This is a genomic window from Reticulibacter mediterranei, assembly GCF_016587455.1.
In genome coordinates, this window is record NZ_BNJK01000001.1 from 5,916,253 (window position 1) to 5,939,087 (window position 22,835).

The window sequence follows — 22,835 nt, forward strand, 5'->3', positions numbered from 1 at the left end:
CATATTAAGCATAATGGCGTTTGAAGATAGGAAGTTATGCAGGTACAGCTGGCTAGTTAGGAAGGGGATCTTGTATGAGAAATGATAGGTTTAACGCTTTTATATACCCTCACGAAGTTTTTACGCTTTTCCAGTTGCTATATGAGCGTAATCCAAAAGAAGCTCAGAAGCTTCTTCCCATTCTCCTCTTGCAAGCTCCAGGAGGTGGAGGGATCAGTATGGTCATCGATCTTCTCGTGGAGCGCTCGATTTCTGCTTTGCCTCATGCTCATCTCGACTTTGCCCATAATAGCACTCCTGCACTATTGCACGAATTACTTCAATATATCTGCAATCAAATAAGTATCTCAGAAAATTCAGGTGGGAAAAAATTGACATTTCCCAGATGTCAGTTAGGTTTAACCGCTATTCTCGAACCCACAAACGAAAATATAGATGAATTACGCAAAAATATAGAGAAAAAGATAGCAAGAAGCTTACCTCTGCATGAACAACTAGATGATTTGATCAGTGCGACATCAAATTTTCTTTTTGTCATTGCTTTATTGCTCGTTTTATTTAAGTGGTTACTCAAAATACTGGAAAGTCTCCCCTCATTACGTGATCTGCTGTGGAGTTCGACAATAAAATGGTATAAACGCCGCAGTCAGGATTTGAGGTTGCCTCCCTCTTCTGACATCGTCGATATTCTTATCGTCTTACGTCAATGGAGCAAATCAACCGAGACCAAGCAGCGGCAGGCGGTTGCGAAAAGACTATTGTTTGATGCGTTTCTTGAAGATTTGCGCGAAGCATTTGACACGAAGAGAATGAAGAGTGCCAGGGAGCGAACAACTCATATAGCGCTTTTTCTCGATAACTATGATTTCTCGCTGTCTGGAGGAGCAGGCAACGAGTTTCTGAATATGTTGATAAAAAATCGTCTTGATGGCAAGACAGATCCCCTTCTAGTTGTTGCTGGTAGCCATCAGCGTCTCTTCGACACGACTGAGCCGGCCCAAAACCCTCCCTTTGATTGGCAGGAAGAAAACCTGACGCAACGAGAAATGAAGGAGCGTGCGCAAGTTCTCTATGACCAGTGGGAGGCACGTCTTTTCAAAGAAAAGCGCCAGCTAGAGCCATTGCTTTGTCTCCCTCTCTGGTTACATGACTTTGGGCTAAATGAGACAGCGTCATATCTCTCCAGAGTTATAGGTCAGGGACAATCCTCAGCGTTTGAGTATTTCACGCTAGCAGAAGATATTCAGAGCGTCACTCATGGGCATCCACTCGCCCTGAGTCTGATCACAGAGGTGCTACAAGATGCCCGTGTACGGGAAAGGCATGTTTCAATGGGGGAGGTGATGAACGAACCTCTCCCTCTGAGCATATCAATAGCACTCAATCAGGAACAAACAACTATTGGAGCATTTCTGCTTTCAGTTCTGCTCCGTCAGATCTCACCGTCAGAACAGATGCAACTGGCCTATTGCTCTGCTCCCCAGACGCTTGATATTCCTATTCTGAAAATGCTATTTGGGCTTCACAGCGAAAAAGAGGCTGGAGAACTTTGGATGCGTTATAGCAAGTTCACTTTTGTTCGCATAAATGAGCAACAAAAAATGATTTTGCATCCGCTTGTACGAGATCTTCTGACGCAATCCCTGCTCTCTCTATCTACTCCGGGCAGGAATTATTACAAAGTAACCCATAGCAATCTGCGAGAGCATTTTGCTGAGCTTGCAGTATCTCAGAATAATCCTGAACAGTGCCAGGATGCTCTGGTTGAAGAGGCCTATCATGCGCTTACGCTAGGTGATCCAGAGCCAGCCATTACATATATTTGTACTGCGACAGAAAAGAAGGATGAGAGATGGAGAGCGGATTTGCAAGCTATTGTCCAGGCTTCTACAAAATTCATGCCTCAAGATAGTAAGCGGGCGGCAGTGAACGCATTATTTCAGGCAAAATTACACCAAAGGCTAAAAGATGTTGTAACAGCGCTTGTCCTGGATTCGTGGTTTCTCCATATCCCAGGGATTAGCACTGTTGAACGTGCTGAAATATACTATGAGTTATCTGAAGCGTATCGTTATCTGCCAGATCATCATCAAGAGGACCAGGAAATAGCCAGTGACTACTTTAGCAAAGCTCAGATGTTATTGCGGCAGAATTTATCGCAGGAAATAGTTTCAGTCTTTCGTGTTCCTATTAAACCCTTTCCCGTTCGGAAGATAAGCAAGGTATGGCGTACTCTGCGCCTCGCACTCGTCGGACTGCTCGTCCTGGCGTCGCTGACCTCGTATCTCTTTATGTATTATGGCCAGTATGCCAGAACCTTTTGCCATCCTTACGGAGTATTGTCCCCACGCAGTGTCATCTATTCGGCGTACTTTTCGCCTGATACGCGTGTGGTTCGGGCAGACGATGGTGAATGTATTGGGATTAGTGATGGCTCATTCGCCTTTGATGTGACGAAAAATCACACAGTAGAGGCGTATAAAACGCAAGCGGCAGATTATTTTATGAATGGAGATGAAAACAACGCAAGCATATACTGGGAAAAAGCTCACGATGAAGATCCCTCCGACGCAGAAACGTTGATCTATGAAGAGAATCAGAATGTGATGAATCTTGTTGCAACAGAGCATTTTTCCTATGTCACAATTGTTGTGTTTACTATGCTGACTTCATCTCCGCAGCATCAAAGAACAGCGCCTGGACGAGATGATCTCAGAGGGGCCTATATTGCACAAAAGCAGCAAAACAGCAATTTCAAGACACCTCTCATACGTATTCTCATCGCCAACGCTGGTGATAGAGCCATTTATGCGGTTCCAGTTGCCGAACAGATCATTGAGGCACAGAAGGTAGATAAAACGATTGTGGGGGTGATTGGTCCGCCTCAAAGTCGAGATGAAACAGTTCAGGCTACTAAGTTACTGGGGAAAGCGCATATCCCGGTTGTCTCCGCTGCTACTTCGAGCGATTCATTTACGAATATATCACCGTATTTTTTCCGTGCCTCTGCTAATAACTCTGATCAGGTGAACATGGCTGCACAATATGCAGAGAGTCGTCTGAATGCACAAACGGCTGTGCTTTTTGAAGATCCTCACGATAATTATAGCGCAAATCTAGCCGAGAAATTTGTCACGCGATTCCAGACGCAAGATCACCATACGATCTTGAAGAGGGAAGAGTATAATGCCAAAGATACTGAAAACTTGAGTAATACGCTGGCGGAAGAGATCAATAATGCCTGTACATATAACCCGGACCTGATCTATTTCAGTGGGCGAGCAGACGAGATGCTGATACTGCTCAACAACTTTCCTTTCTGTGGCAAAGGCAACAAGACAAAGATTATGGCCGCAGATGAACTCGATCAAATCATTAGCGAAGCGGGAGGGAAGTTTCCTGCGACTGCCGGAGGTCGTCTGTATTACACGTCGTTTGCCTCGGTGCATGAGTGGGATCATCCGAGTCAGAATCAATGGTATCCGACCCAGTTTTTTGCAAGTTACCGAGCTATTTTCGATGTGGTGTCCCAATCATCAGGGCAGCAAATAATGCCAAATGGACATGTGATTCTGGCATATGATGCAACAATGCTGTTTTTAGATGCGATTACAAATACTGTAAAGCGGACAAAAACTGTTTTCTTTAGGCTTGAAGAGCTAAGGGATTCCATTGCAGCCATTCATGGGGAGGATGCGATGCAGGGAGTAAGCGGCGTCATCGATTTTGGAGCGAAGCCAACGGGTGATCCTGTTGGGAAAGCCATTGTCATTTTAGCCGTTGACGAGCAGGGCGGTGTAAAACTGGCGGAAACCTTAAATCGATTACACTTAGATGCGCCTGCCGAAAATACTGTCCACCTCCAGGGGAAGTACCCGGAATAGCTCTGATGATGATGTTGATCATTGAGTCAAAGGGAATGTAAAGGCCTTTGACTGGATATTTTTTCGATACCACGATACACCTAGATTGCCCCCTGAGAGATTAATTGCATAGCATGGTCGATCAGCGTACGGACACGTGAACCAAAAATGGCAAAACGCTGATCGTGCGTCTGGCCGCGTAGCCAGCGGATATAGATTTGTTGTACGATCACGCTCAATTTAAAGTAGGCGAAAGTCAGGTAAAAGTGCATCGAAGAGAGGTCTAGTCCGCTTCTTTGGGCGTATCGTTTCATGAATTCGGTACGGTTCATAAAGCCTGGTAGATAGGTGATCGTGGGCAGGATCGCCCGCAGTTCCTCTGAATCGTCGGGCTGTATCCAGTAGCTTAATGTGACCGCAAGATCAAAAAGTGGATCGCCAACGGTTGACATTTCCCAATCCAGGACAGCGACGGGTCGTGCCAGATCCTGGGTATCCAGCAGCATGTTATTGAGCTTGAAATCGTTGTGGATGAGGGTGGGAGCCGGGCTGGTGGGGATATGCTCAACCAGCCAGCGAGTCAATGCAGTCACATCTGGACTTTCATTGGTCTGCGAGCGGTTATAGCGCTCGATCCAGCCTCTTACCTGACGTTCCAGGAAACCCACTGGATGACCAAAAGCAGCCAGACCAGCAGCCTGCCAATCGATGGCATGGATCTCTACCAGGGTGTCAACCACCGTTTCAGAAATGCGCCAACACAGTTCAGGCGTTACCTCTGTTCCGCGTGGGAAGGTGTCGTTGAGGACAATGCCTTTACGTCGTTCCATGATATAGAATGGAACTCCAATGATCTCCAGGTTGTTACAAAAGAGATAGGGCCGGGGAGCCAGGGGGAAAAATGGGTGGATATGCTCTAGCAAGGAACTTTCGCGCTGCATATCGTGTGCTTTAGGAGGCACAGGGCCAAAAGGTGGACGGCGCAGAACTCCCTCCCATTCACCAATTCGCACTAAATAGGTCAGATTGGAAGCTCCAGAAGGGAACTGACGTACCTCCCATGTTCCAGTGCCGATGCCGGGAATGTGAGCGTGTAAGTACTGCTCGACTTTTACCCAATCGAGCTGCTCACCCGGACGTACTTCAATCGTCTCATCATTCATGCTGAGAAGCCCTCTTCATTGAGGAAATAGATGTTTTCTTTGCTGTATCTGTTAAGTATAACATAGCAGCGTATGCACATCTAGCTCGTAGATTGCCGTCTTATTCCTCTGTCTGATTGAGAAGTGTGATCTTGTTCACAAAAACGATACCTCCCACAAAAAGTGAAATTTTTTGGCTCGAGCTGGCGTTATAGCGTGTAGAGGCTGCAAACGCAGCCTCTTTCATTTGTCCAAGAAAAGAGAAGGATTGCTTACAATGGATCGCTCTCACAATAGAGGTAGCAGCAGCTACCGACTGTGGCTTACCACTGCCTCGCTGTTTGTCATGTTGTTTGTACTTGCTGCCTGTGGCTCCGGTTCTGGTGGTGCCACGAACCCGACTCCAGGAGTTACGGCGACGACAACCACAACCAGCGCGGCCACCGCCTCCCCTACAACTGCCGGACCAGCTTCCGGCTCGACAGGTGCGCCAACGAAACCGAAGGTGCCATTGATTGATATTCGTATGTTGGATCGTATGAATGGCTGGGCTTTAACGAAAACGCAGATCTTAAAGACCGCTGACGGCGGCCTGCACTGGAAAGATGTGACGCCCTCTGCTTCTCCGATCACTTCGCAGGCGGTGGGACGATTTGTGGATGCAAACCATGCCTGGGTTGTGAACGCGCTGGAAAATGGTGATAGTGTTACTATTCGCCGTACTATTGATGGCGGCCGGAGTTGGCAGGCTACGACTATTAGTTCAATGGCTCCGAACGTGATTGATCCACCGCACTTTATCAACATGCAAGAGGGATGGTTGGAGATCGTTGGTAGTCCAGGTGCAGGTAATGAACAGGCTGAGATCTGGCATAGCACGGATGGCGGCCTGCACTGGAGCCGCATTTATACCACTGCTCAACCGGGTAAATACCTGACAAATGAGGGCTTTAAATCAGGTCTTTCTTTTAAAGATGCGCTCAATGGTTGGGCTACACTGAGCAGCGATACCGGCAACTCGCTCAATTCGGGTTTGTATGTAACGCATGATGGCGGCAAATCCTGGATGAGGCAGGCAATTCCTGAGCCGCAAAACATTGATGCCATTGGTACGACGCCACCAGTAATCTTCGGCAATACCGCTATCCTGCCTGCATACACCTCTACTAACGGTCAGCAAAAATTGTTGCTCTACGTTTCGCATGATGGTGGCGAATCCTGGGCACCCACAACTCCGGTTGCGCTCCAGACCAGTAATGTCTATGTCATCGATCCCTTGCACATCTGGGCAACTGAGGTGCAAACGGGCCAGTTTTTCTATACCAGTGATGGCGGCAAAACCTGGCAGCATTCGGCAAGTGGCCCCGGTAAAATTCAGGCATTGAGCTTTACTGACACGGCCAATGGCTGGGCCGTCACCGAATCCTCTTTGCTGCATATGGCAAATGGCGGTTCCTGGAACGTTATCAATTATTCCATCCAATAGTATAGTATAAATGCTTTGTGCTGTGACAAAAAGATGCAGATACATGTACCTGCATCTTTTGCTTTTAAAAAGAGCGAAAAGAAGTTTTCAATGCAAGAATGTATTGCTATATATCAAACTCTGCCAGCAGGGGCAAATGGTCGCTGGCGTCTTTACCGGTTATATCCTCTCCGTCTGTATGCACCTCGCAAAATGTGAGGCTGGGGGCAAGTTCCGGGCTGGCAAAAATATAATCGATGCGCGTTCCCGGGATAGCGGCGGGATAGGTATAGCCGAGCTGGTCAGGATGGAGATGGCGGAAACTATCGGTGTAGCCTGCATCCAGTAGCAGATCAATTCCGCCCTTTGCGTAGCGATAGCCCACTATATCCAGCAGCGTGGTGCCTGGAGGTCCACTCAGGAGCGCTTTAATCAGCGCTAGTATGACTCGTCCGCGCAGTGTGCGTGTGATGCGCTTGTAGGAAGAGGCGCGTAGATAGAACTGATAACGGAGGATTGTGCTGGCAGAGAATTTATCACCAGGGGCCAGAGAATTAAAATCCCCCATAACGAGGTGGGTGGTGCCCTGACGAGGCTGCATAATGTTCAATAGCTCCTGTACTTCGCCCCGCCGTTTGAGGTTGCTCTCTGTTCCTCTATACATACTGGCTGTTAGATGAATCACGAAAACGGTCACAGGTTGTCCACTGCTGGTTTCTACACGCACCTCCAACACATGGCGGCGCGTAAAGGTGGTATGGGGGCGCGTATGAACGATGGTTTCCAGGATGGGAAGGCGGCTCAAAACGGCCACATTCCAGTCGTTGAAGCGTGTTCCTCGCCCACTCAAGGCAAAGTGCATCCCTGTGCGCTTTGCCAACTCCTCCACAACATCCGCATTGGTTGCCTCAACCAGTCCCACCACGTCGGGGCGGGCTGCACGGATCATCTTTTCGAGCGCATCGACGCGTGGTGTGCCGCCCAGTAAAATATTATATGAAAGAACGCGCATTATCGCTTACGATCCTTTCCAAAGGCCTCATTGTTGAATGTATATCGCCATAGATATTGTAAAACATTTCGTACGAGTGCGCGCCCTTTTGAATGGTCATTTTTAGTGGCTAAAAACTGAATAGATCGATTCGCTATTCAATAAAAACGGCAACCCGAAGCAGGTCGTGCCTATCGTACATCCCCGGCCCTATACCTCTCGGATTGCCCTTTAAATGAACGGTAGAAGAGGCCGTAATTGGGAAATTATCGCTATAGACATTGTTCTCAAGTCCATGCTATAACAACGCAAGGAGTATAACATGTGACTACTTTTTGAACAACTTTTAGAATCCTTTTTGAGAAAAAGTAATCTTTGTCTTTAGACTCGTTTTGTAGTACTCTACAACAGAACGCTGCCGTTTGGAATTTGTTGTGTGAGGAGCTTTATCACGATGAACATCGAAGTCTATGAAATTAACTTCTCATTGGATCAACCCGGCTATTCTGCCCAGCGTATCCTTGAGAAATTGCAACAAAGGCTCACACAGGCGAAGACACCTACAGGAGGGCAGTTGTTTCAGATACCTCATCATGTCTTACTGGTGGATAATCATAGGGAGCGCGTACGTTACTTTGGATCGCTGTTGAGTGGAGCGGGCTATCAGTATATGGTGACTGCAACAACTGTTGAAGCTTTTACGCTTATTCTGCAAGGAAACTGTATGCCATTTGCCTTAATTATTGGACAGGAAGATGCAAAACAACGCTTCTTTCTGAATCGTCTTTTTCAACGTATGGAGCAACAGTATGATTGGGATCTCCTGTTGATCCGCCTGCAAATGCAGCCCATCAGAAACGCTCTCCCGAAATCTCATTCTCTGCTTCCATTAGATGAGAATGCAACTCCCCCTGCTCTGCCATCTGTTACCCCTCCTCCAATGACTAGCATGAGCGGGTTGCCCCAATTCCCTCCTTCATTTCCGCAACCCAATCCACAGTTGCCAGATGGAGGCTCATTCTCTGGTATAACTTACTCGTCTCCGTCTGCGCCAACATCCACTCCGATAACCCCTTTGCCGCCGGTCGCACAATCGACGGGACCAATTCCCGCCGAGCAATTATCCTTCGCTCAATCCTCGCCCGCTCTATCCATACCAGAAGTGCCGTTACGCCCTGTTGAGAGAACTGCCCCGAACGTTCCGCTGGAAGGGCAGGATATCGGTCGCTATCGCGTCGTTGCTCGGATTGGCACTACACAACAGGTAAGCAATACCTATCGCGCCTATGATCGTCTCCGCGAGAAGGAGGTGGCACTCAAAGCGCTGCATGCCGATACGATACCGCGTCACATGCTGGAGGAAACGACGGATGAAGTGAATCTGTTTCAGCAAGAGGCCAGGCTGATGGAGGATTTGGATCATCCACATATTCTGCGCGTCCTGAATACGGGTCGGTCTTATATCAGTGGGGCATCCTTCATCTATAAAACAATGCTGTTGTGTTCTGGCGGCTCGCTGGCTCAATGGCTGCGCGAACATGGCGCGCGCAGCGTCTTCTCTCCACAGGAGGTGTTGCCATTGATCTGGCAGCTGGCCGACGCTTTACAGTATTTGCATGATCATGGCCTTGTGTATCAAAACTTCAAGTTTTCAAATATATTGATTAAGGGTGAGGTTGACGATCTGCGAGACCTGCAAATTGTTTTGAGCGATATTCCAGCGGTGCAGAACAGGGCGTACATCCCCAAAAGTGTTGACACGTATGCGTATGTGGCCCCTGAGCGCTGGGCGGGAACGGCGCTGCCAGCTTCGGATCAATATGCGCTTGCGGCTATCACCTATGAACTGCTCGTTGGGCGTCCCCCGTTTCAGGGAAGTTCGGAGCATACCATGAGGTTATTGCACACTACTATGCAGGCTCAACCGCCGCGTATGCATAATCCAGCGCTGCTCCCGGTTGCCAACGATATTCTGCTGCACGCGTTGGAGAAAAAACCGGAGAATCGTTTCGCGTCCGTTGCCGCTTTTGCGCAAATCTTTCGGAGTTACTTTGGGCAATGAAGATGGGAGAGCATTTTTTTCAAGACGGAGAAATCTTCTATGGGTATGTACATCTTACAACGTACATTGGCCCATAGAAGGAGCGATGGTGCTTCTCCGTTTACCTGCTAAAGCTTGCTATCAATGCTTCTGGGTAATCGCCTGCATTATTTGGTGAATCTTGCTACTAATGCTTCCGCATAATCGCCCACAATGGGGATCTTCACCTTGGCGCCGCGATATGCCTGAAACATCAGGAAGAGCCAGGTTGCCAATGCCGCAACCGTAATGACCGTTCCAATCAAGCCCAGAATTGGTGCCAGGAGAATAGTGCCGAGGAAAGGGATCGCGCCAATGAGACGGATAATAACCTGTAGGATGGTCACACCACCAAAGAACAGGAATGATTGCGCGGCACTAAAGCGCACGAAGCTGTTTTTTCGCTCCATAACCAAAAAGACCAGCCCGCTTACCCATCCCAGAGCATAGCTAAAAATGGCCGCCTTGTTGGGTTCCATCTTCATACTAGAGGCGCTAGAAGAAGCATGTGTTCTCTGCCTTTTTGTGGCGCTCTCCGGCGGTTGGTAAAACGTTTGTTCTTGTTGCTGCTGCTGTTGCTGGCCGGAGCTGGCTTGTTGTTGATCGTACCCCGCATAGGTGCCCTGTCCAGAACGATCAGCGTATGGGTCATTGGGATCATAAGGCTGTTGAGCAGAAGATGGTGCTTGATATCCCCCGCTATACCCGCCGCCATAACCACCATACGAGTTGTTCTGGTCAGAATTTTGACCTTCATTAGAATTTATACTCATGCCTGGTCCTCTTTCTTGCGAAAAGACATCTCACCTTTTTAATACGCCGCATCCTCTGAAAGGTTGAATGCTTTGCCAATGAGAAAGAATGAGAGCGAGTTTTACTTTTCGGAGGATGGGTGCAGGCGACTTTCCGCCGTTATGTTGGCACTACTATAACATATTCCACGCGAATTCGGCAGACGGTTTTCTCCTGGTACCGGAAATACCAGGAAAGAGAATCTCGAACAAACAGTTACCTCGAAACGTACTACTTTATGATGTCCGTAGATTTGATGTGAATGAGAATTTTGCGTCTGATTGTAAGTGATTGCTGTGCATTTTTCTTAACCGGACTTTCAGCGCTGTTCACATTTTCATGCTGAAAAGGAGTAAATCATATGTCTATTGGACCCGATCCTGAAAATAACTTTGGAACTCCGGTGCCCCCGCCACCTCCTCAATATGGAATGCCTGTTGACGTTCCACCAGTTACACCTTTGCCATTGTCAGAAGCTATTCGTCAATTGCCGGACCAATATGTGCGCGTTGTGACTAGACCTGGGGCAGCTACCTTCGCTCAGGAGCAGGGGAAAGCGTCCTGGGATATTGTTTGGGTCCAGCTTGCGATTTTTACCGTCATCAGTGTAATCGCTAACCTGGTTATCTTCAATGTAACCATGTTCTCTTACCCTGGGATGAACACTTTGCCGCAAGGCGTGCAGATTATGCGGAGCTTTTCTGGCGTGTTCCCCCTGAGCTATATTATCCTGACGCCGTTGAGCTTTTTTATTGGAACGGGGATCTATCATTTGATCGCAAAAGCCTTTGGTGGGCAGGGAACCTTCCTGGCGTATTGCTACAGCTATATGTTGTTCTATGTGCCACTGGGTGTCGTTTCGCTCGTGCTGAGCATGATCCCTTTCCTCAAATACCTGGGCTTCGCGGTTAGCATTTATGAGATTGTCCTTCTGGTCTTTATGACGATGGCGGTGCATCGCTTGAGCGGAGGCAAAGCGACGCTGGCTGTACTCATCTTGCCCATCGCGCTCATCGTGCTTGCTTGTGTGATAGGCGCTATTGCCGTTGGTCTGATGATGAGTACGCACCGCTAAACAATTGGAATAGCTCATCTTCTCAAGTAACCTGATGAGCTATTGCGTCGTAGTGGAGCGATAATGAATTTTGCCTTGAAGTCCTACGGGAACGAACCAGAACCGATGTACAGCACTCTTAATTGTAAGCACGTGAAAGCAAAAAAACAAGACCACATCGCCCCTAAAAAGTTAAAGATGAGGCAACGAACTGTTAAGCGAGATCGAGCAAGCTGGCTATGGGGATGTAAAGGTGGTACGCGAGTTTCGTGATGAGCTTCAAGCATCGCATTACTGGCGTGAGTAAAGCGTTCATACCACCACCAATGGGAAGGGAAAGAACACCTACCTTCCCTTCCCTATCATCAACGTTTAACTGCGTTGAGCAATCAGTGTATTGAGCAAGACGACCACATTGTCAAGTTTCTCATCCTGCTTCTCGAAACGACCCTCCAACTTCTCGAAGCGGCTGTTTACGTTTTGCTCAAACGTATCCAGACGGTTCTCCAGTGAATTTAAACGGCTCTCTTGTGATCCGAAACGGCTCTCCAGAATGGCAAAACGACCTTCGATATTCCCCAAGCGCGTATCAATAGACCCAACACTTGTCTTGATCTCTTTGATATCCATCTCTTGTTTGGATACGATACCAAGCAATATGGTCATATGACGGTTGATCTCGTCGATGTTCACACCAACTCGCTTTTGTGATTGCTCCAAAGCCGTCAACCTTTCTTCAGAAGACAACATTCTAAACCACCTTTCCCAAGACCCAACGTCTCTATTTCAGTATAACAGATTCTTTTGATATTCTCTACTTCCCTCCCACAATCGTCCTCCGCCAATCATGCCTCTATACTAGCAGATGACGCTCTATTTTGCCAATGATTCAAGTATCGCTTGAGCATCATTTTTCTACCACAACACAACACATGCGCGATAAATTACACAACCCTCCCCGTTTCGTAGTGGAGCGATGTATCGCGTTGGGGGGAGCCACACTACAAGCTGCTCCACTACGAAACACATTACCGTCCTTGATCAGCTACCTGCGTGCCGGTCGGGTTTACGCCGCCATCGCCGTAGAGGAAGCAGTTGGTCCAATGTCCAGCACCAAGATCGGTCTTTTTGGGGAAACGTTCGCGGCAGACTGGCATAACGTGTGGGCAGCGAGGATGAAAGCGACATCCCTTTGGTGGATTAATCAGGCTGGGAATCTCGCCACGCTCCGGGATGGTCGCCAGATGTCCCGCCTTCACACGGTCGGGGTCAGGCGCGGCAGAGAGCAGTAATTGCGTGTAGGGATGCTTGGGGCGCTGTGTGATCTCCTCGCTCGATCCTCCCTCCACCATCTGGCCCGCGTACATCACCACCGTATCCTCCGCGAAATAGCGCGCGCTGGCGATATCGTGCGTGATAAAGAGGAATGCCAGTTGCTCCTCATCCTTCAGCCGCAGCAGCAAATTGAGAATATCGAGGCGAATCGAAACATCGAGCATCGAGACCGGCTCGTCTGCCAGCAACACCTCTGGCTGTACGGCCAGGGTACGCGCAATCGCGATACGCTGTCGTTGTCCACCGCTCAACTGATGAGGATACTTCTCGATAAACTGCTCGGCAGGTGTCAGGCTCACACGCCGCAAAAGCGCAAGCACCTGCTCCCGCTCCTCCGCTGCCGTGCGAACATGCTTATAGATACGCAACGGGCGGCTGAGGTGATAGTGGACATTATGCACCGGATTGAGCGAACCAAAGGGATCTTGAAAGATTAGCTGGATATGGCGGCGATATTCGCGCAGAGCGGCCCCACCAGCCAGTTTGACCGGCTCACCACGAAAGCGCAACGTGCCAGATGTGGGATCGTAGAGACGCGCCAGCATACGCGCAACCGTCGTCTTGCCGCTGCCACTCTCTCCCACCAATGCCAATGCTCGCCCAGGATAGAGGGCCAGCGACGCATCATCGACCGCGTGAACGGCTTGCGGGGCGCTAAAGAGCCGAAACTGCCGAAGGGGGAAATCTTTGCGTAAATGTTCGGCCTCCAACACAGGCTGCTTGCCCCGATCACTGCGCGGCATCGTTGCCGATTGATTGAGCATATCCATCAGGCATTACTCCCTTCTGCCAGCGTTCCATAGCGTTGCGTAAATTCTTCCATTGTTGGCGGTGCGGCCTCCCGCGCCCGTTTATCGTACAGCAGGCAAGAAACAAGCTGCCCCGGGTTCTCTGCCAGCGCGGGCTGCAAGACTGGCACAACACTTGAACAAGGATTGAACGCCAGCGGACAGCGCGGGTGAAAGGGGCAACCGGATGGCACTGCTCGCAGGTCGGGTGGAGAGCCAGGAATGCCCACCATCTTTTGCAAGGGGCCGTGCAACCTGGGGAACGAGTTGAGCAGGCCAAAGCTATAGGGATGGCGCGGATGCTCATAAATATCTTTGCTTGGCGCCTTTTCCACCATCTTGCCTGCATACATAATCGCAATCTGATCGGCCAGTTCTAATAATAATGACAGGTCGTGTGTAATAAAGATCAAGGCAGTCGAGAACTCACGACAGAGGCCGCTAATCAACTGGAGAATTTCGCGCTGCACCACCACGTCGAGGGCCGTCGTTGGCTCATCCATGATAATCAGTTCGGGATTGAGGGCCAGCGCAATTGCAATCACCGCTCGCTGTCGCATGCCACCGCTCAACTCGTGGGGATAGCTGTTCAGGCGGTCCGAAGCGATGCCCACCAGATTGAGCAGATCAATTGCACGCTTTTTGCGCCCATCCGCTCCCATCTCAGGCCGGTGCGTCTTCAGCACATCCATGATCTGCGTGCCGATGGTCAGGACCGGGTTAAGCGAGTTCATCGCGCTCTGAAAGACGATTGACATCTCGTTCCAGCGAAACGCCCGCAACTGAGCCGCTGAGAGTTGCAGCACATCGACAGGCTCCCCTGGCACCCGTTTGACCGCGCCACGCTTCGCCACCTTCTGCACCGTCTCCTCTTTGCGTGGAGGATAGTACAGCACCTCACCATCGGTAATATATGCAGGAGGGCGCAACAGGCGAGAAACAGCGTAAGCCAGTGTTGACTTGCCGCACCCGCTTTCGCCAGCCAGTCCGAGGATCTCGCCCCGTTGCAGCGTAAAGCTCACATCATTGACGGCATGAACGGTCCCGTTGGCCGCGAAATAATCGACGCTGAGATGATTGACCTCAAGCAATTTGTTGTTGGTCTGCGCATCTGTTGTCATATTTAAGCAACCACCTTTTTGTTTTTGGGCATCTTTGACCCGGGTTCGGTGCGCAAGCGTGGATTCGCAATCTCATCGATGCCAAAGTTAATGAGCGCCAGTCCCGCACCCAGAACGGCGATACACAGGCCGGGCGGCACGAACCACCACCAGAGGCCCAGCACCAGCGCATTCGCCTTCTGCGCCCAGTAGAACATCGTTCCCCAACTCACCGCATTTGCATCACCCAGGCCAAGAAATTCGAGCGTTGCCGAGGCGAGGATGACGTAGAGCGTGGTGGTGACGAAGTTTGCGGCTACAATCGAGATCTCGTTGGGCAGGATCTCCCAGAAAATGATGCGCAGATTGCTCTCGCCACAAGCACGAGCGGCAGTCACAAACTCACGACTGCGCATTGAAAGCGTCTGCGCCCGCAGCACACGCGCTCCCCACGACCAGCTTGTCACCACAATCACCAGCGCCACCGTCTGTGGGCCGCGCGGGAAATAGGATGCCAGCACAATTGCCAGCGGGAGAGCGGGCAGGATCAGGAAAACGTTGGTCAGCAGCGAGAGGACCTCGTCGATGAGTTCGCCCAGATAGCCGCCAACCAGCCCAACGACCACCGAGAGGACCGTCACCGCGATACCCGTGACGAAGCCCCAGAAGATCGATGAGCGCGTTCCCACAACCAGTTGGTTGAAGACATCCTGACCAGTACTCGTCGTGCCCAGCCAATGAGCCGCCGAAGGAGCTTTGTTCGCATCGTTAGAGAGCAGATTGGGGTCTTGATGAATGAAGACGGGGCCGAAGAGGGCCACCAGCAAAAAGAAGGCCACGATGATACTGCCTGCCGCCACTTTGCGGTTCACAGTCAGTGCCCTCCACACGGTCGCTACGCCATCAAGCACACGTAGATAGACCGGACGATCGAGCGTCAGTGGCACCGGAATCGAAGAAGACCTGCCCATAGCTATGCACTCCTTCCCTGGCGAACACGAGGGTCAAGCGCAGTATACAACAAATCTGCTAAAAAGTTCGCCCCCAAAACGGCCAGAGCGATAATCAAAAATATGCCCTGCAACAGCGTGTAATCTTGCCCCTGGACGGCCTGCAATAGCGAATAGCCGATACCTGGATAGGAGAAAACAATCTCAGTCACCAACTGTCCACCAACGATAAAGCCAAGCGAGAGGGCGAACCCGGCCACATTGGGCAGGATCGCATTGCGAGCCGCATATGCAAACATCACGCGGAGAGAGTGCAGACCTTTCGCATTTGCCATCAACACATAATCTTCAGAAAGCGTCATAATCATCGAATTGCGCATCACCAGCATCCAGCCCGCGACCGACGAGAGCACGATAGTTACAGCAGGTAAGATAGCATGATAGATAGCACTGAGAATAAAATCGCCATTCCAGCCAACATCAAGCGTTATATCATAGCCATCGGAAAAGGGGAACCAGCCGAGTGAGAAGCCAAAAATATAGACGATAATCAGAGCCAGCCAGAAGTAAGGAATCGCAGACAGAAAGGTCATTGCAGGAGAAAGGATCGTATCGAGGAGAGAACCGCGCTTCCAGGCCATCACAATCCCGATCAGGCAGCCCAGCACAAAGCTAATCACAACGGAGACCGCGCCCAGGATCAGCGTCCAGACGATCCCCTGTGAGATAACGGTCGTAACCGGCGTGGGATAGGCGGTGAAAGAGATGCCGAGATTGCCGTGCAATAGATTGTTCAGATATTGGAAATACTGGAGCCAGAGCGGATCGCTTGTGTTGATGCCAAACGACGCCTGAAGCGCTTTCAACGTCTCAGGACTCACCGGCCCTTTGCGTTCAAAACGCAGCAGCAGCGATTCCGCCGGATTGCCAGGAGCCAGGCGAGGAACAATAAAGTTGAGGGTAATCGAAGCCCAGAGAGCCACCAGATAGAAGCAAATGCGACGAATCAAATGGCGCATTGCAAACACTCCTTATTCATATAAAACGCGCAGATGTGGAGAGATCCGCGAGAATCCCTCCACATGGGTTGTGCAGTGCGCCTATGCGGGTGAAAGGTGCGTAACCACAATCTCATTGTCGGGAGCCGCATATGCAGCACCAACAGCGAATGGATGGTCTTTATCAGGGAAGCCGGTGAAGTTCTTCGTCGTATATTCGTACCAGGAAGCGGCATTCACCAGAGGGATGTTTGGCAGCTTCTCAGTATAGATCTTTTCGAGACCGGTAATGGCCTGCTTCTGTACGTTCTCATCGGTTGAGGATGCGTATTGCTGCAAGAGCTTGTCAGTCTCGCCATCATGCCATTTCCCCCAATTGTAGCCTTTGGGGGAAAGGTTCGCGCTATTGAGATGGGTATTATAGAGGTAGAACGGGCTGGGACCACCGAAGAGACCGCCGATCAGCATGTCGTAGTCGCCATTGTTGCGAGCCTGGAAATAGGCGGTATCCTGCATCTCGTTGATGGTGATATCGATGCCCACATCTTTCAAGTTCTGCTTGATAATCTGGCACATCGTCTCCCAGTCGGTCCAGCCAGACACAACATCCAGCTTGAAGGAAAGCTTCTTGCCGCTCTTATCGGCCAGAATGCCATCAGCGCCTTTGGTGTAGCCAGCGCTCTGCAACAACTGAGTCGCTTTGTCCTTATCGGGCGAGGCCTGCACAGTGTTGGTCAGCGTGGAATCGAGGAACTTGTTCTGGTTGGGCAGGATCAGGCCGGTGGTGCTGGCGGGATCAACATAACCGCTTTCAGCCTGCTTCGAGAGCTGGGTACGATCAAGTGCGAGGCTGACCGCCTGCCGGAACGCGAGCTGGTTGAAAGGAGCTTTGGTCAGGTTAACATAGATCGTGAACATATCGGTTGGGGCCATCCAGTAATGGTTGTGCGCTGGATCTTTGGCAACAAACGTATTGTCCAGATCGGGCGCGAAGAAGCCGCCCCAGTCGATCTCGCCCTTCGCGATCTTGAGTTGCAGCGTCGTATTGTCCTTCACCGAAGGATACTGCACCTGCTCGACCTTCACCTTGTCGGCCTGCCAATAGCTGGGGTTTTTGGCGTAGACCAGCACCTGTGGGGAAAATTTCTTAAAGGTAAAGGGGCCGGTGCCAACAGGCTTCTCATTGGCAAACTTGGTGGGATCACCAGCGGTCGAGAAGATATGCTTTGGCACAATCCAGGTCTGGCCGCCGATATACCAGAACAGTGGGACATAGGGCTTGCTAAAGGTGATCGTCACCGTGTTGGCGTCGGGAGCTGTGACGCTGCTGAAATAGGTCCAGAGCGCGTTGAGATCTGCTGCTGGATACTGCTTGAGCATATTGAAGGTGAAGACCACATCATCGGACGAGAAGGGCTGACCATCGGACCATTTGACATTGGGCCGCAACGTGAACGTAAGTTGCTTGTGATCGCTGCTCCATGTGTAGCTGGAGGCCAGCAGAGGCGTCTCCGATCCATCGAGCTTGTTGACATAGTACAGAGGCTCATATACCAATCCCTGGATGCCTTCATTGGGAGAGGGATTGTAGGGGCTGAGCGCCTGCGTGAAGTCGCCACCAACATGAGCGCCAACCGTTAGCGTCGTCTTTTTCGCGCTGTTGGCAGAGTTGCCGGTGCCGCTAGAGCCACCACAAGCTGCCAGCACCAGTCCGAAAATAACCAGGAGAGAGAAAGCAAGCATCCCGCCCTTCATCCGTGAGCGAGAGCGTGCTATAAGCGCATTGGAAGTCATCTGAAACCTCCTCACAACGATAAACAGGGTGTTTATCAGCGTAGAAAATACCAGGACAACGGAACAATATGAACAGGACATGAGTATTTGTCGGGGCATCAGTAATGAATGCAAACAGAGCGACGTTGCGCAATTGTTAGATCCAGGTCTATGCAGTGACACGAGATAACGATAGATAAGCAGGTGAACCGCGTTGTCTTTCACCTGAAGTCCCTTCCTGGGTTTGTACTCCTCCTTCCTCCTTCTTTCAACTGTTGTCGCAGTGGTTCATCGTATACCATTTAAAAGAAGAATGAGTAATCGCCGGGTCGATGCTCTTGCGTCGGATAGAGATTGATATATATGTACTGTACTCTGTATTACGGGTATTGTCAAGACATCTAGACCACTAGACCATTTTTGTAGTATAGTAGAGGAAGAATATCGAGTCTGCCTGAACAGAACCATTGGTGCATCTGGTAAATGTATCGGATCTCAACTCGTGTATGGTAGGGGCGATGGTGGCCCCAGGGCGAGGACAAGCCATCGTCCCTACCATACACGATCCCATCCATTTGCCGGTGTGTCAGATATCCTGTTCCCCTACCGTACATGGAGGATGTTATGTCATTGCTCGAACAGGAAATTCGCAGCCAACCGGAGGTCATTGCCCGCCTGTTGGAACGCGAAACCGATCATATTACACGCATCGTTGCCCAGTTGCCCGCCTTTGACTATGTGATCATTGCCGCGCGTGGCTCGTCCGATCATGCCGCGACCTATGCGCAATACGCCTGGGCGACGTTTGGCGGCTATCCAGTTGCTCTTGCCACGCCATCGCTGCACACCATGTATCACAAAGCGCCTCGCATGAATAACGCTCTAGTTGTTGGCATCTCGCAATCGGGACAATCGCCCGACATCATCGCCGTGCTGGAAGAAGGGAAGCGACAGGGCCGTCCCACGCTGGCAATTACCAACGATGGCAGTTCTCCCCTGGCAGCAATGGCAGATCACGTCATTGAGCTACACGCCGGACCCGAACGCAGCGTTGCCGCCACCAAGACCTATCTCGCTCAACTGGTCGTCATGATGCTCTTTGCTGCTGCCTGGAACGGTGATCGTCAACGCCTGACTGAAGTGCAGCAATTGCCGGACATCATCGCCGCAGCACTACAAGGGAACGACGAAATCGCACAACGGGCCGAACGGTATCGCTATATGGAGGAGTGCGTCGTCATCGGGCGTGGCTATAACTACTCCACCTCCTACGAACTGGCCCTCAAGCTTAAAGAACTGACCTACGTGATGGCCACCTCGTACTCGTCAGCCGATTTCCGACACGGGCCAATCGCCACCATCGATAGCGGCACCCCAACGCTCCTCATCATGCCAACCGGAGCCACCTTTCAGGATATGCTCGAACTGACCAGCGAATTACAACAGCGCGGGGCCGAACTGCTGGTCATTTCCGATTCTGCTAAGGCGCTGGCAGCAGCCAAAACCTCTTTGCCCATTAAAGATGGCGTTCCTGAATGGCTCAGTCCGGCTCCCGCCATCATTCCGGGGCAACTGCTGGCGATGCACCTGACCATCAGCAAGGGCTACAATCCCGATGTGCCGCGCGGATTAAACAAGATCACGCGAACGTTGTAAATGTGCGTTTCTGTTATATATTCTCAATTTCTTTCGTAGTTTCCCGATTTATCGGGGGGGTCGCACCCTGCCTGGGGAGAAGTGGCATCCCCTCCCGATAATGATTTTTCACAACCAAGATCGGGGACCTCTTTCGTAGTGGAGCGATTTATCGCGTGGGTGGAAGCACCCGTGATGCGGCCCTATGCGATAAATCGCTCCACTATGAAAGAAAGGACACTCTCATCATAATCAGAGGCATTCCCAATTATACTGTTAGTGATGCCACACGCTCGCGCCACTGGTCCGTTGTGAATGTAACCACGCCTCGGCAGATCGTGGCTTGCAGGTTCAGGTCGCGATCCATAATCACCAGATCCGCATCATAGCCCGCCTGCAAACGTCCTTTGCGGTCCGCCACTTTCGCAGATTCCGCTGGATTGAGCGTCTGCATCCGTACCGCTTCGGAGAGCGAGACTCCGGCAAACTTCAACATATTGCGCAGCGCCAAGTCCATCGTCAGGACGCTTCCGGCCAACGTCTCATCGTCCAGACGGGCGGCACCATCAACGATATGCACGCGCTGACCAGCAAACTCAAAAGTACCTCCATGCATGCCCGCACATCCTTGCGCATCGGTAATGATGATCGTACGCTCAGGGCCGAGGAACTTCACCAGAATATGCATCAATGCAGGATGCACATGCACGCCATCGCCAATGAGTTCGCCGTACACCTGGGGCGATTCGGAGACGGCAGCAAGCGGTCCCGGATGGCGATGATGCAGGGGACGCATCGCGTTAAAACAGTGCGTCATGTGCGTCGCGCCAAGCTGAATCGCTTCCAACGCCTGCTCGTAATCCATATCGGTATGTCCCATGCTTACCGTCACACCAGCCTCAATCAGTCGCCGAATCATTGTCGCTGCCCCTGGTAGCTCTGGAGCCAGCGTAATCAGGCGCAAATAACCACCTGCTGCCGCCAGCACCTCTTCGGTCTCAGACTCATTGGGGATACGTAGCCAGGAGGGTGGATGCGCACCACGACGGGCTACGTTGATATACGGCCCCTCCAGATGAATACCCAGCGGCTCCGCGCCAACGGGCCTCTCGAGCCGTTTTGCCTGCTCAATCGCCTGGGCTGCCGTGTGTAGCTGCTCGCTGGGAATAGCATTGGCAACGCCAACCACTGCGATCAGGCAGGAAGTGACGCCCGTACTGGCAGTCCAGCGTAAATAAGAATGAATCTCCTCTGCGTCGGTTGTATGCAGATTGAAGCCACCTCCACCATGCGTATGCACATCAATAAAACCGGGCATGATGACGACATCTGAGGCGTCGATCACCTGCCCGGCATTATGCTGTGAATCATCGATAGTCTCGATCCGCGCGTTATCGATAGTAATGTCGCCGACAGCAATATCTGTTGTGGCATCGACCAAACGTGGACCACGTAACGTAAAACGCATTGATCTTCTCCCTTTACATACACACTATGAATAGCGAGGTATGAGATGCCTGCATGACGATCAACCTCGATACGACCTCAACCTCAATGCTGCTCGACACAGCCTCAACGCAGGTTCATGCAACACTGACAACCGCAAGGGATTGTCGCTACGACAACCGCAAGGGATTGTCGCTACGACAACCGCAAGGGATTGTCGCTACTGTATATACCTCTTCTTGACCCGTTCCCACGTAGCGACAATCCCTTGCGGTTGTCGCTCTCGCTCACCTTGACCCGTTCCCACGTAGCGACAATCCCTTGCGGTTGTCGCTCTCGCTCACCTTGATCCGTTCCCACGTAGCGACAATCCCTTGCGGTTGTCGCTTTCGCTCACCTTGACGCAACAGCAAAAGTATGCGATGATACCTATATGAAAGTGGTATATACAATATACCAATTATACCACTTTCTATACCACTTTTGATAGCAAAGAAAGGCAAGCGTACAGGCAGTAACACAACTCAGAATTCTTGATAACGAGCATTGCTAGCGGCGATGGCTCTGCGTGTCATTTTTGGAGGAGTTGCCTTTCTATCAGTCTAGACGCGCTGATGGAACAAGAGACGCCTTGCAGAGAAGCCAGGGAAACGATTGGAACGGATGTATGAACACACTTTTCAAAAAAGGCCCACTCCCACGCTACTATCAGTTGAAAGAGATCATGAGGGAGAAAATCCGTACCGGTGAATGGAAACCGGGCGACCTTATCCCCTCGGAGCGCGAACTGGGCGAGCAGTATGGCATCAGTCGCATGACCGCACGGCAAGCAATTACTGAGTTAGTGAACGAAGGTCTATTTTATCGCGAACAGGGGAAAGGCACCTTTGTCAGCCACCTGAAAATCTCGCAACAGTTAATTCGTCTCACTGGTTTCACAGAGGATATTCGCGCGCGAGGACAGCGACCGGCCACCAAAGTTCTCTCTGCAACCATGTGTGCCGCCGATGAGAACACCGCCGAACGCCTACGCATCAAAGAGGGGCAGCAGGTCTTCTGCCTGCGTCGTCTGCGCCTGGCCGATGGCGAACCACTGGCAATCGAACAATCGCAACTGAACTTTATCGGCTGCGAACGGTTGTTAGAAGAAGATCTGGAGCAGAACTCGCTCTATCGGCAGCTTGAGACCAAATATGGCATCCCCTTGCTAGAAGCCGAACAAGAGTTGGAGGCTGGTCTGGCCGGACGCGAAGAGGAACAACTCTTGAAAATCCCGGCTGGCAGCCCCGTCCTCTTCACGCGCCGCACCACCTATACAGAACGTGACCAGCCCATCGAATATGCGAAAGCAGTCTATTGTGGCAGCAAGTACACGTTCTACACCAACATGAAACGCGAACAACTCATATCGTAACCGCCGCAT

18 protein-coding genes are annotated in these 22,835 nt (G+C 51.0%); 7 read left to right on the top strand and 11 right to left on the bottom strand.

The annotated features are described in order from the left end of the window. Positions 1-137 precede the first annotated feature (137 nt). Positions 138-287 (bottom strand): hypothetical protein, encoded by a 150-nt coding sequence (locus K3T83_RS25565; protein WP_220205754.1) that lies wholly within the window; start codon positions 285-287, stop codon positions 138-140. Positions 288-1,454: 1,167 nt separating this feature from the next. Here K3T83_RS25565 and K3T83_RS25570 point away from each other — a divergent pair. Next, on the top strand, positions 1,455-3,884 hold the full coding sequence (locus K3T83_RS25570) for an ABC transporter substrate-binding protein (protein WP_220205755.1): 2,430 nt from the start codon (positions 1,455-1,457) through the stop codon (positions 3,882-3,884). 80 nt (positions 3,885-3,964) lie between these two features. Here K3T83_RS25570 and K3T83_RS25575 read toward each other — a convergent pair whose 3' ends face one another. Continuing rightward, positions 3,965-5,026, bottom strand: coding sequence for a phosphotransferase family protein (locus tag K3T83_RS25575; RefSeq protein WP_220205756.1), 1,062 nt, complete (start codon positions 5,024-5,026; stop codon positions 3,965-3,967). A gap of 256 nt (positions 5,027-5,282) precedes the next feature. On the opposite strand from K3T83_RS25575, the gene K3T83_RS25580 reads away from it, so the two are divergent. Beyond that, entirely contained in the window at positions 5,283-6,491 is a 1,209-nt protein-coding gene (locus K3T83_RS25580; protein WP_220205757.1) for a WD40/YVTN/BNR-like repeat-containing protein, read from the top strand. 106 nt (positions 6,492-6,597) lie between these two features. Here K3T83_RS25580 and K3T83_RS25585 read toward each other — a convergent pair whose 3' ends face one another. After that, positions 6,598-7,482, bottom strand: a complete 885-nt coding sequence (locus tag K3T83_RS25585; RefSeq protein WP_220205758.1) for an endonuclease/exonuclease/phosphatase family protein — start codon at positions 7,480-7,482, stop codon at positions 6,598-6,600. A gap of 433 nt (positions 7,483-7,915) precedes the next feature. Here K3T83_RS25585 and K3T83_RS25590 point away from each other — a divergent pair, with 433 nt between their 5' ends. Next, positions 7,916-9,523, top strand: coding sequence for a serine/threonine protein kinase (locus tag K3T83_RS25590; protein WP_220205759.1), 1,608 nt, complete (start codon positions 7,916-7,918; stop codon positions 9,521-9,523). 146 nt (positions 9,524-9,669) lie between these two features. Here K3T83_RS25590 and K3T83_RS25595 read toward each other — a convergent pair whose 3' ends face one another. After that, complete coding sequence (locus K3T83_RS25595) at positions 9,670-10,314, bottom strand: DUF4870 domain-containing protein (protein WP_220205760.1); 645 nt, start codon at positions 10,312-10,314, stop codon at positions 9,670-9,672. A gap of 380 nt (positions 10,315-10,694) precedes the next feature. On the opposite strand from K3T83_RS25595, the gene K3T83_RS25600 reads away from it, so the two are divergent. Next, the gene (locus K3T83_RS25600; RefSeq protein ID WP_220205761.1) at positions 10,695-11,408 is read left to right on the top strand and encodes a Yip1 family protein; all 714 of its coding nucleotides are present in this window, start codon (positions 10,695-10,697) and stop codon (positions 11,406-11,408) included. Positions 11,409-11,759: 351 nt separating this feature from the next. Here the strand turns inward: K3T83_RS25600 and K3T83_RS25605 are convergent, their stop codons facing one another. From K3T83_RS25605 to K3T83_RS25630, 6 genes are all read right to left on the bottom strand, one after another. Beyond that, positions 11,760-12,137: a hypothetical protein gene (locus K3T83_RS25605; protein WP_220205762.1), complete on the bottom strand. Its 378-nt coding sequence runs from the start codon at positions 12,135-12,137 to the stop codon at positions 11,760-11,762. 278 nt (positions 12,138-12,415) lie between these two features. After that, positions 12,416-13,492 carry an oligopeptide/dipeptide ABC transporter ATP-binding protein gene (locus tag K3T83_RS25610; RefSeq protein WP_220205763.1) on the bottom strand — a complete coding sequence of 359 codons (1,077 nt, stop codon included), beginning with the start codon at positions 13,490-13,492 and terminating at the stop codon, positions 12,416-12,418. Beyond that, positions 13,492-14,631 (bottom strand): ABC transporter ATP-binding protein, encoded by a 1,140-nt coding sequence (locus K3T83_RS25615; protein ID WP_220205764.1) that lies wholly within the window; start codon positions 14,629-14,631, stop codon positions 13,492-13,494. The genes K3T83_RS25610 and K3T83_RS25615 overlap by 1 nt, the downstream gene beginning before the upstream one ends. Positions 14,632-14,633: 2 nt before the next feature. Next, positions 14,634-15,581: an ABC transporter permease gene (locus K3T83_RS25620; RefSeq protein ID WP_220205765.1), complete on the bottom strand. Its 948-nt coding sequence runs from the start codon at positions 15,579-15,581 to the stop codon at positions 14,634-14,636. A 2-nt stretch (positions 15,582-15,583) separates the two neighbouring features. Next, entirely contained in the window at positions 15,584-16,579 is a 996-nt protein-coding gene (locus K3T83_RS25625) for an ABC transporter permease (RefSeq protein ID WP_220205766.1), read from the bottom strand. 81 nt (positions 16,580-16,660) lie between these two features. Further along, positions 16,661-18,352 (bottom strand): ABC transporter substrate-binding protein, encoded by a 1,692-nt coding sequence (locus K3T83_RS25630; RefSeq protein WP_220205767.1) that lies wholly within the window; start codon positions 18,350-18,352, stop codon positions 16,661-16,663. 603 nt (positions 18,353-18,955) lie between these two features. On the opposite strand from K3T83_RS25630, the gene K3T83_RS25635 reads away from it, so the two are divergent. Further along, entirely contained in the window at positions 18,956-19,987 is a 1,032-nt protein-coding gene (locus K3T83_RS25635) for an SIS domain-containing protein (protein ID WP_236064989.1), read from the top strand. 247 nt (positions 19,988-20,234) lie between these two features. Here the strand turns inward: K3T83_RS25635 and nagA are convergent, their stop codons facing one another. Next, on the bottom strand, positions 20,235-21,434 hold the full coding sequence (gene nagA / locus K3T83_RS25640; protein WP_220205769.1) for an N-acetylglucosamine-6-phosphate deacetylase: 1,200 nt from the start codon (positions 21,432-21,434) through the stop codon (positions 20,235-20,237). Positions 21,435-21,487: 53 nt separating this feature from the next. Between nagA and K3T83_RS25645 the strand changes: the two genes are divergently transcribed. Both K3T83_RS25645 and K3T83_RS25650 read left to right on the top strand, forming a co-directional pair. Further along, positions 21,488-21,655, top strand: coding sequence for a hypothetical protein (locus K3T83_RS25645; protein ID WP_220205770.1), 168 nt, complete (start codon positions 21,488-21,490; stop codon positions 21,653-21,655). A gap of 424 nt (positions 21,656-22,079) precedes the next feature. Continuing rightward, positions 22,080-22,826: a GntR family transcriptional regulator gene (locus K3T83_RS25650; protein ID WP_220205771.1), complete on the top strand. Its 747-nt coding sequence runs from the start codon at positions 22,080-22,082 to the stop codon at positions 22,824-22,826. Positions 22,827-22,835 lie beyond the last annotated feature (9 nt).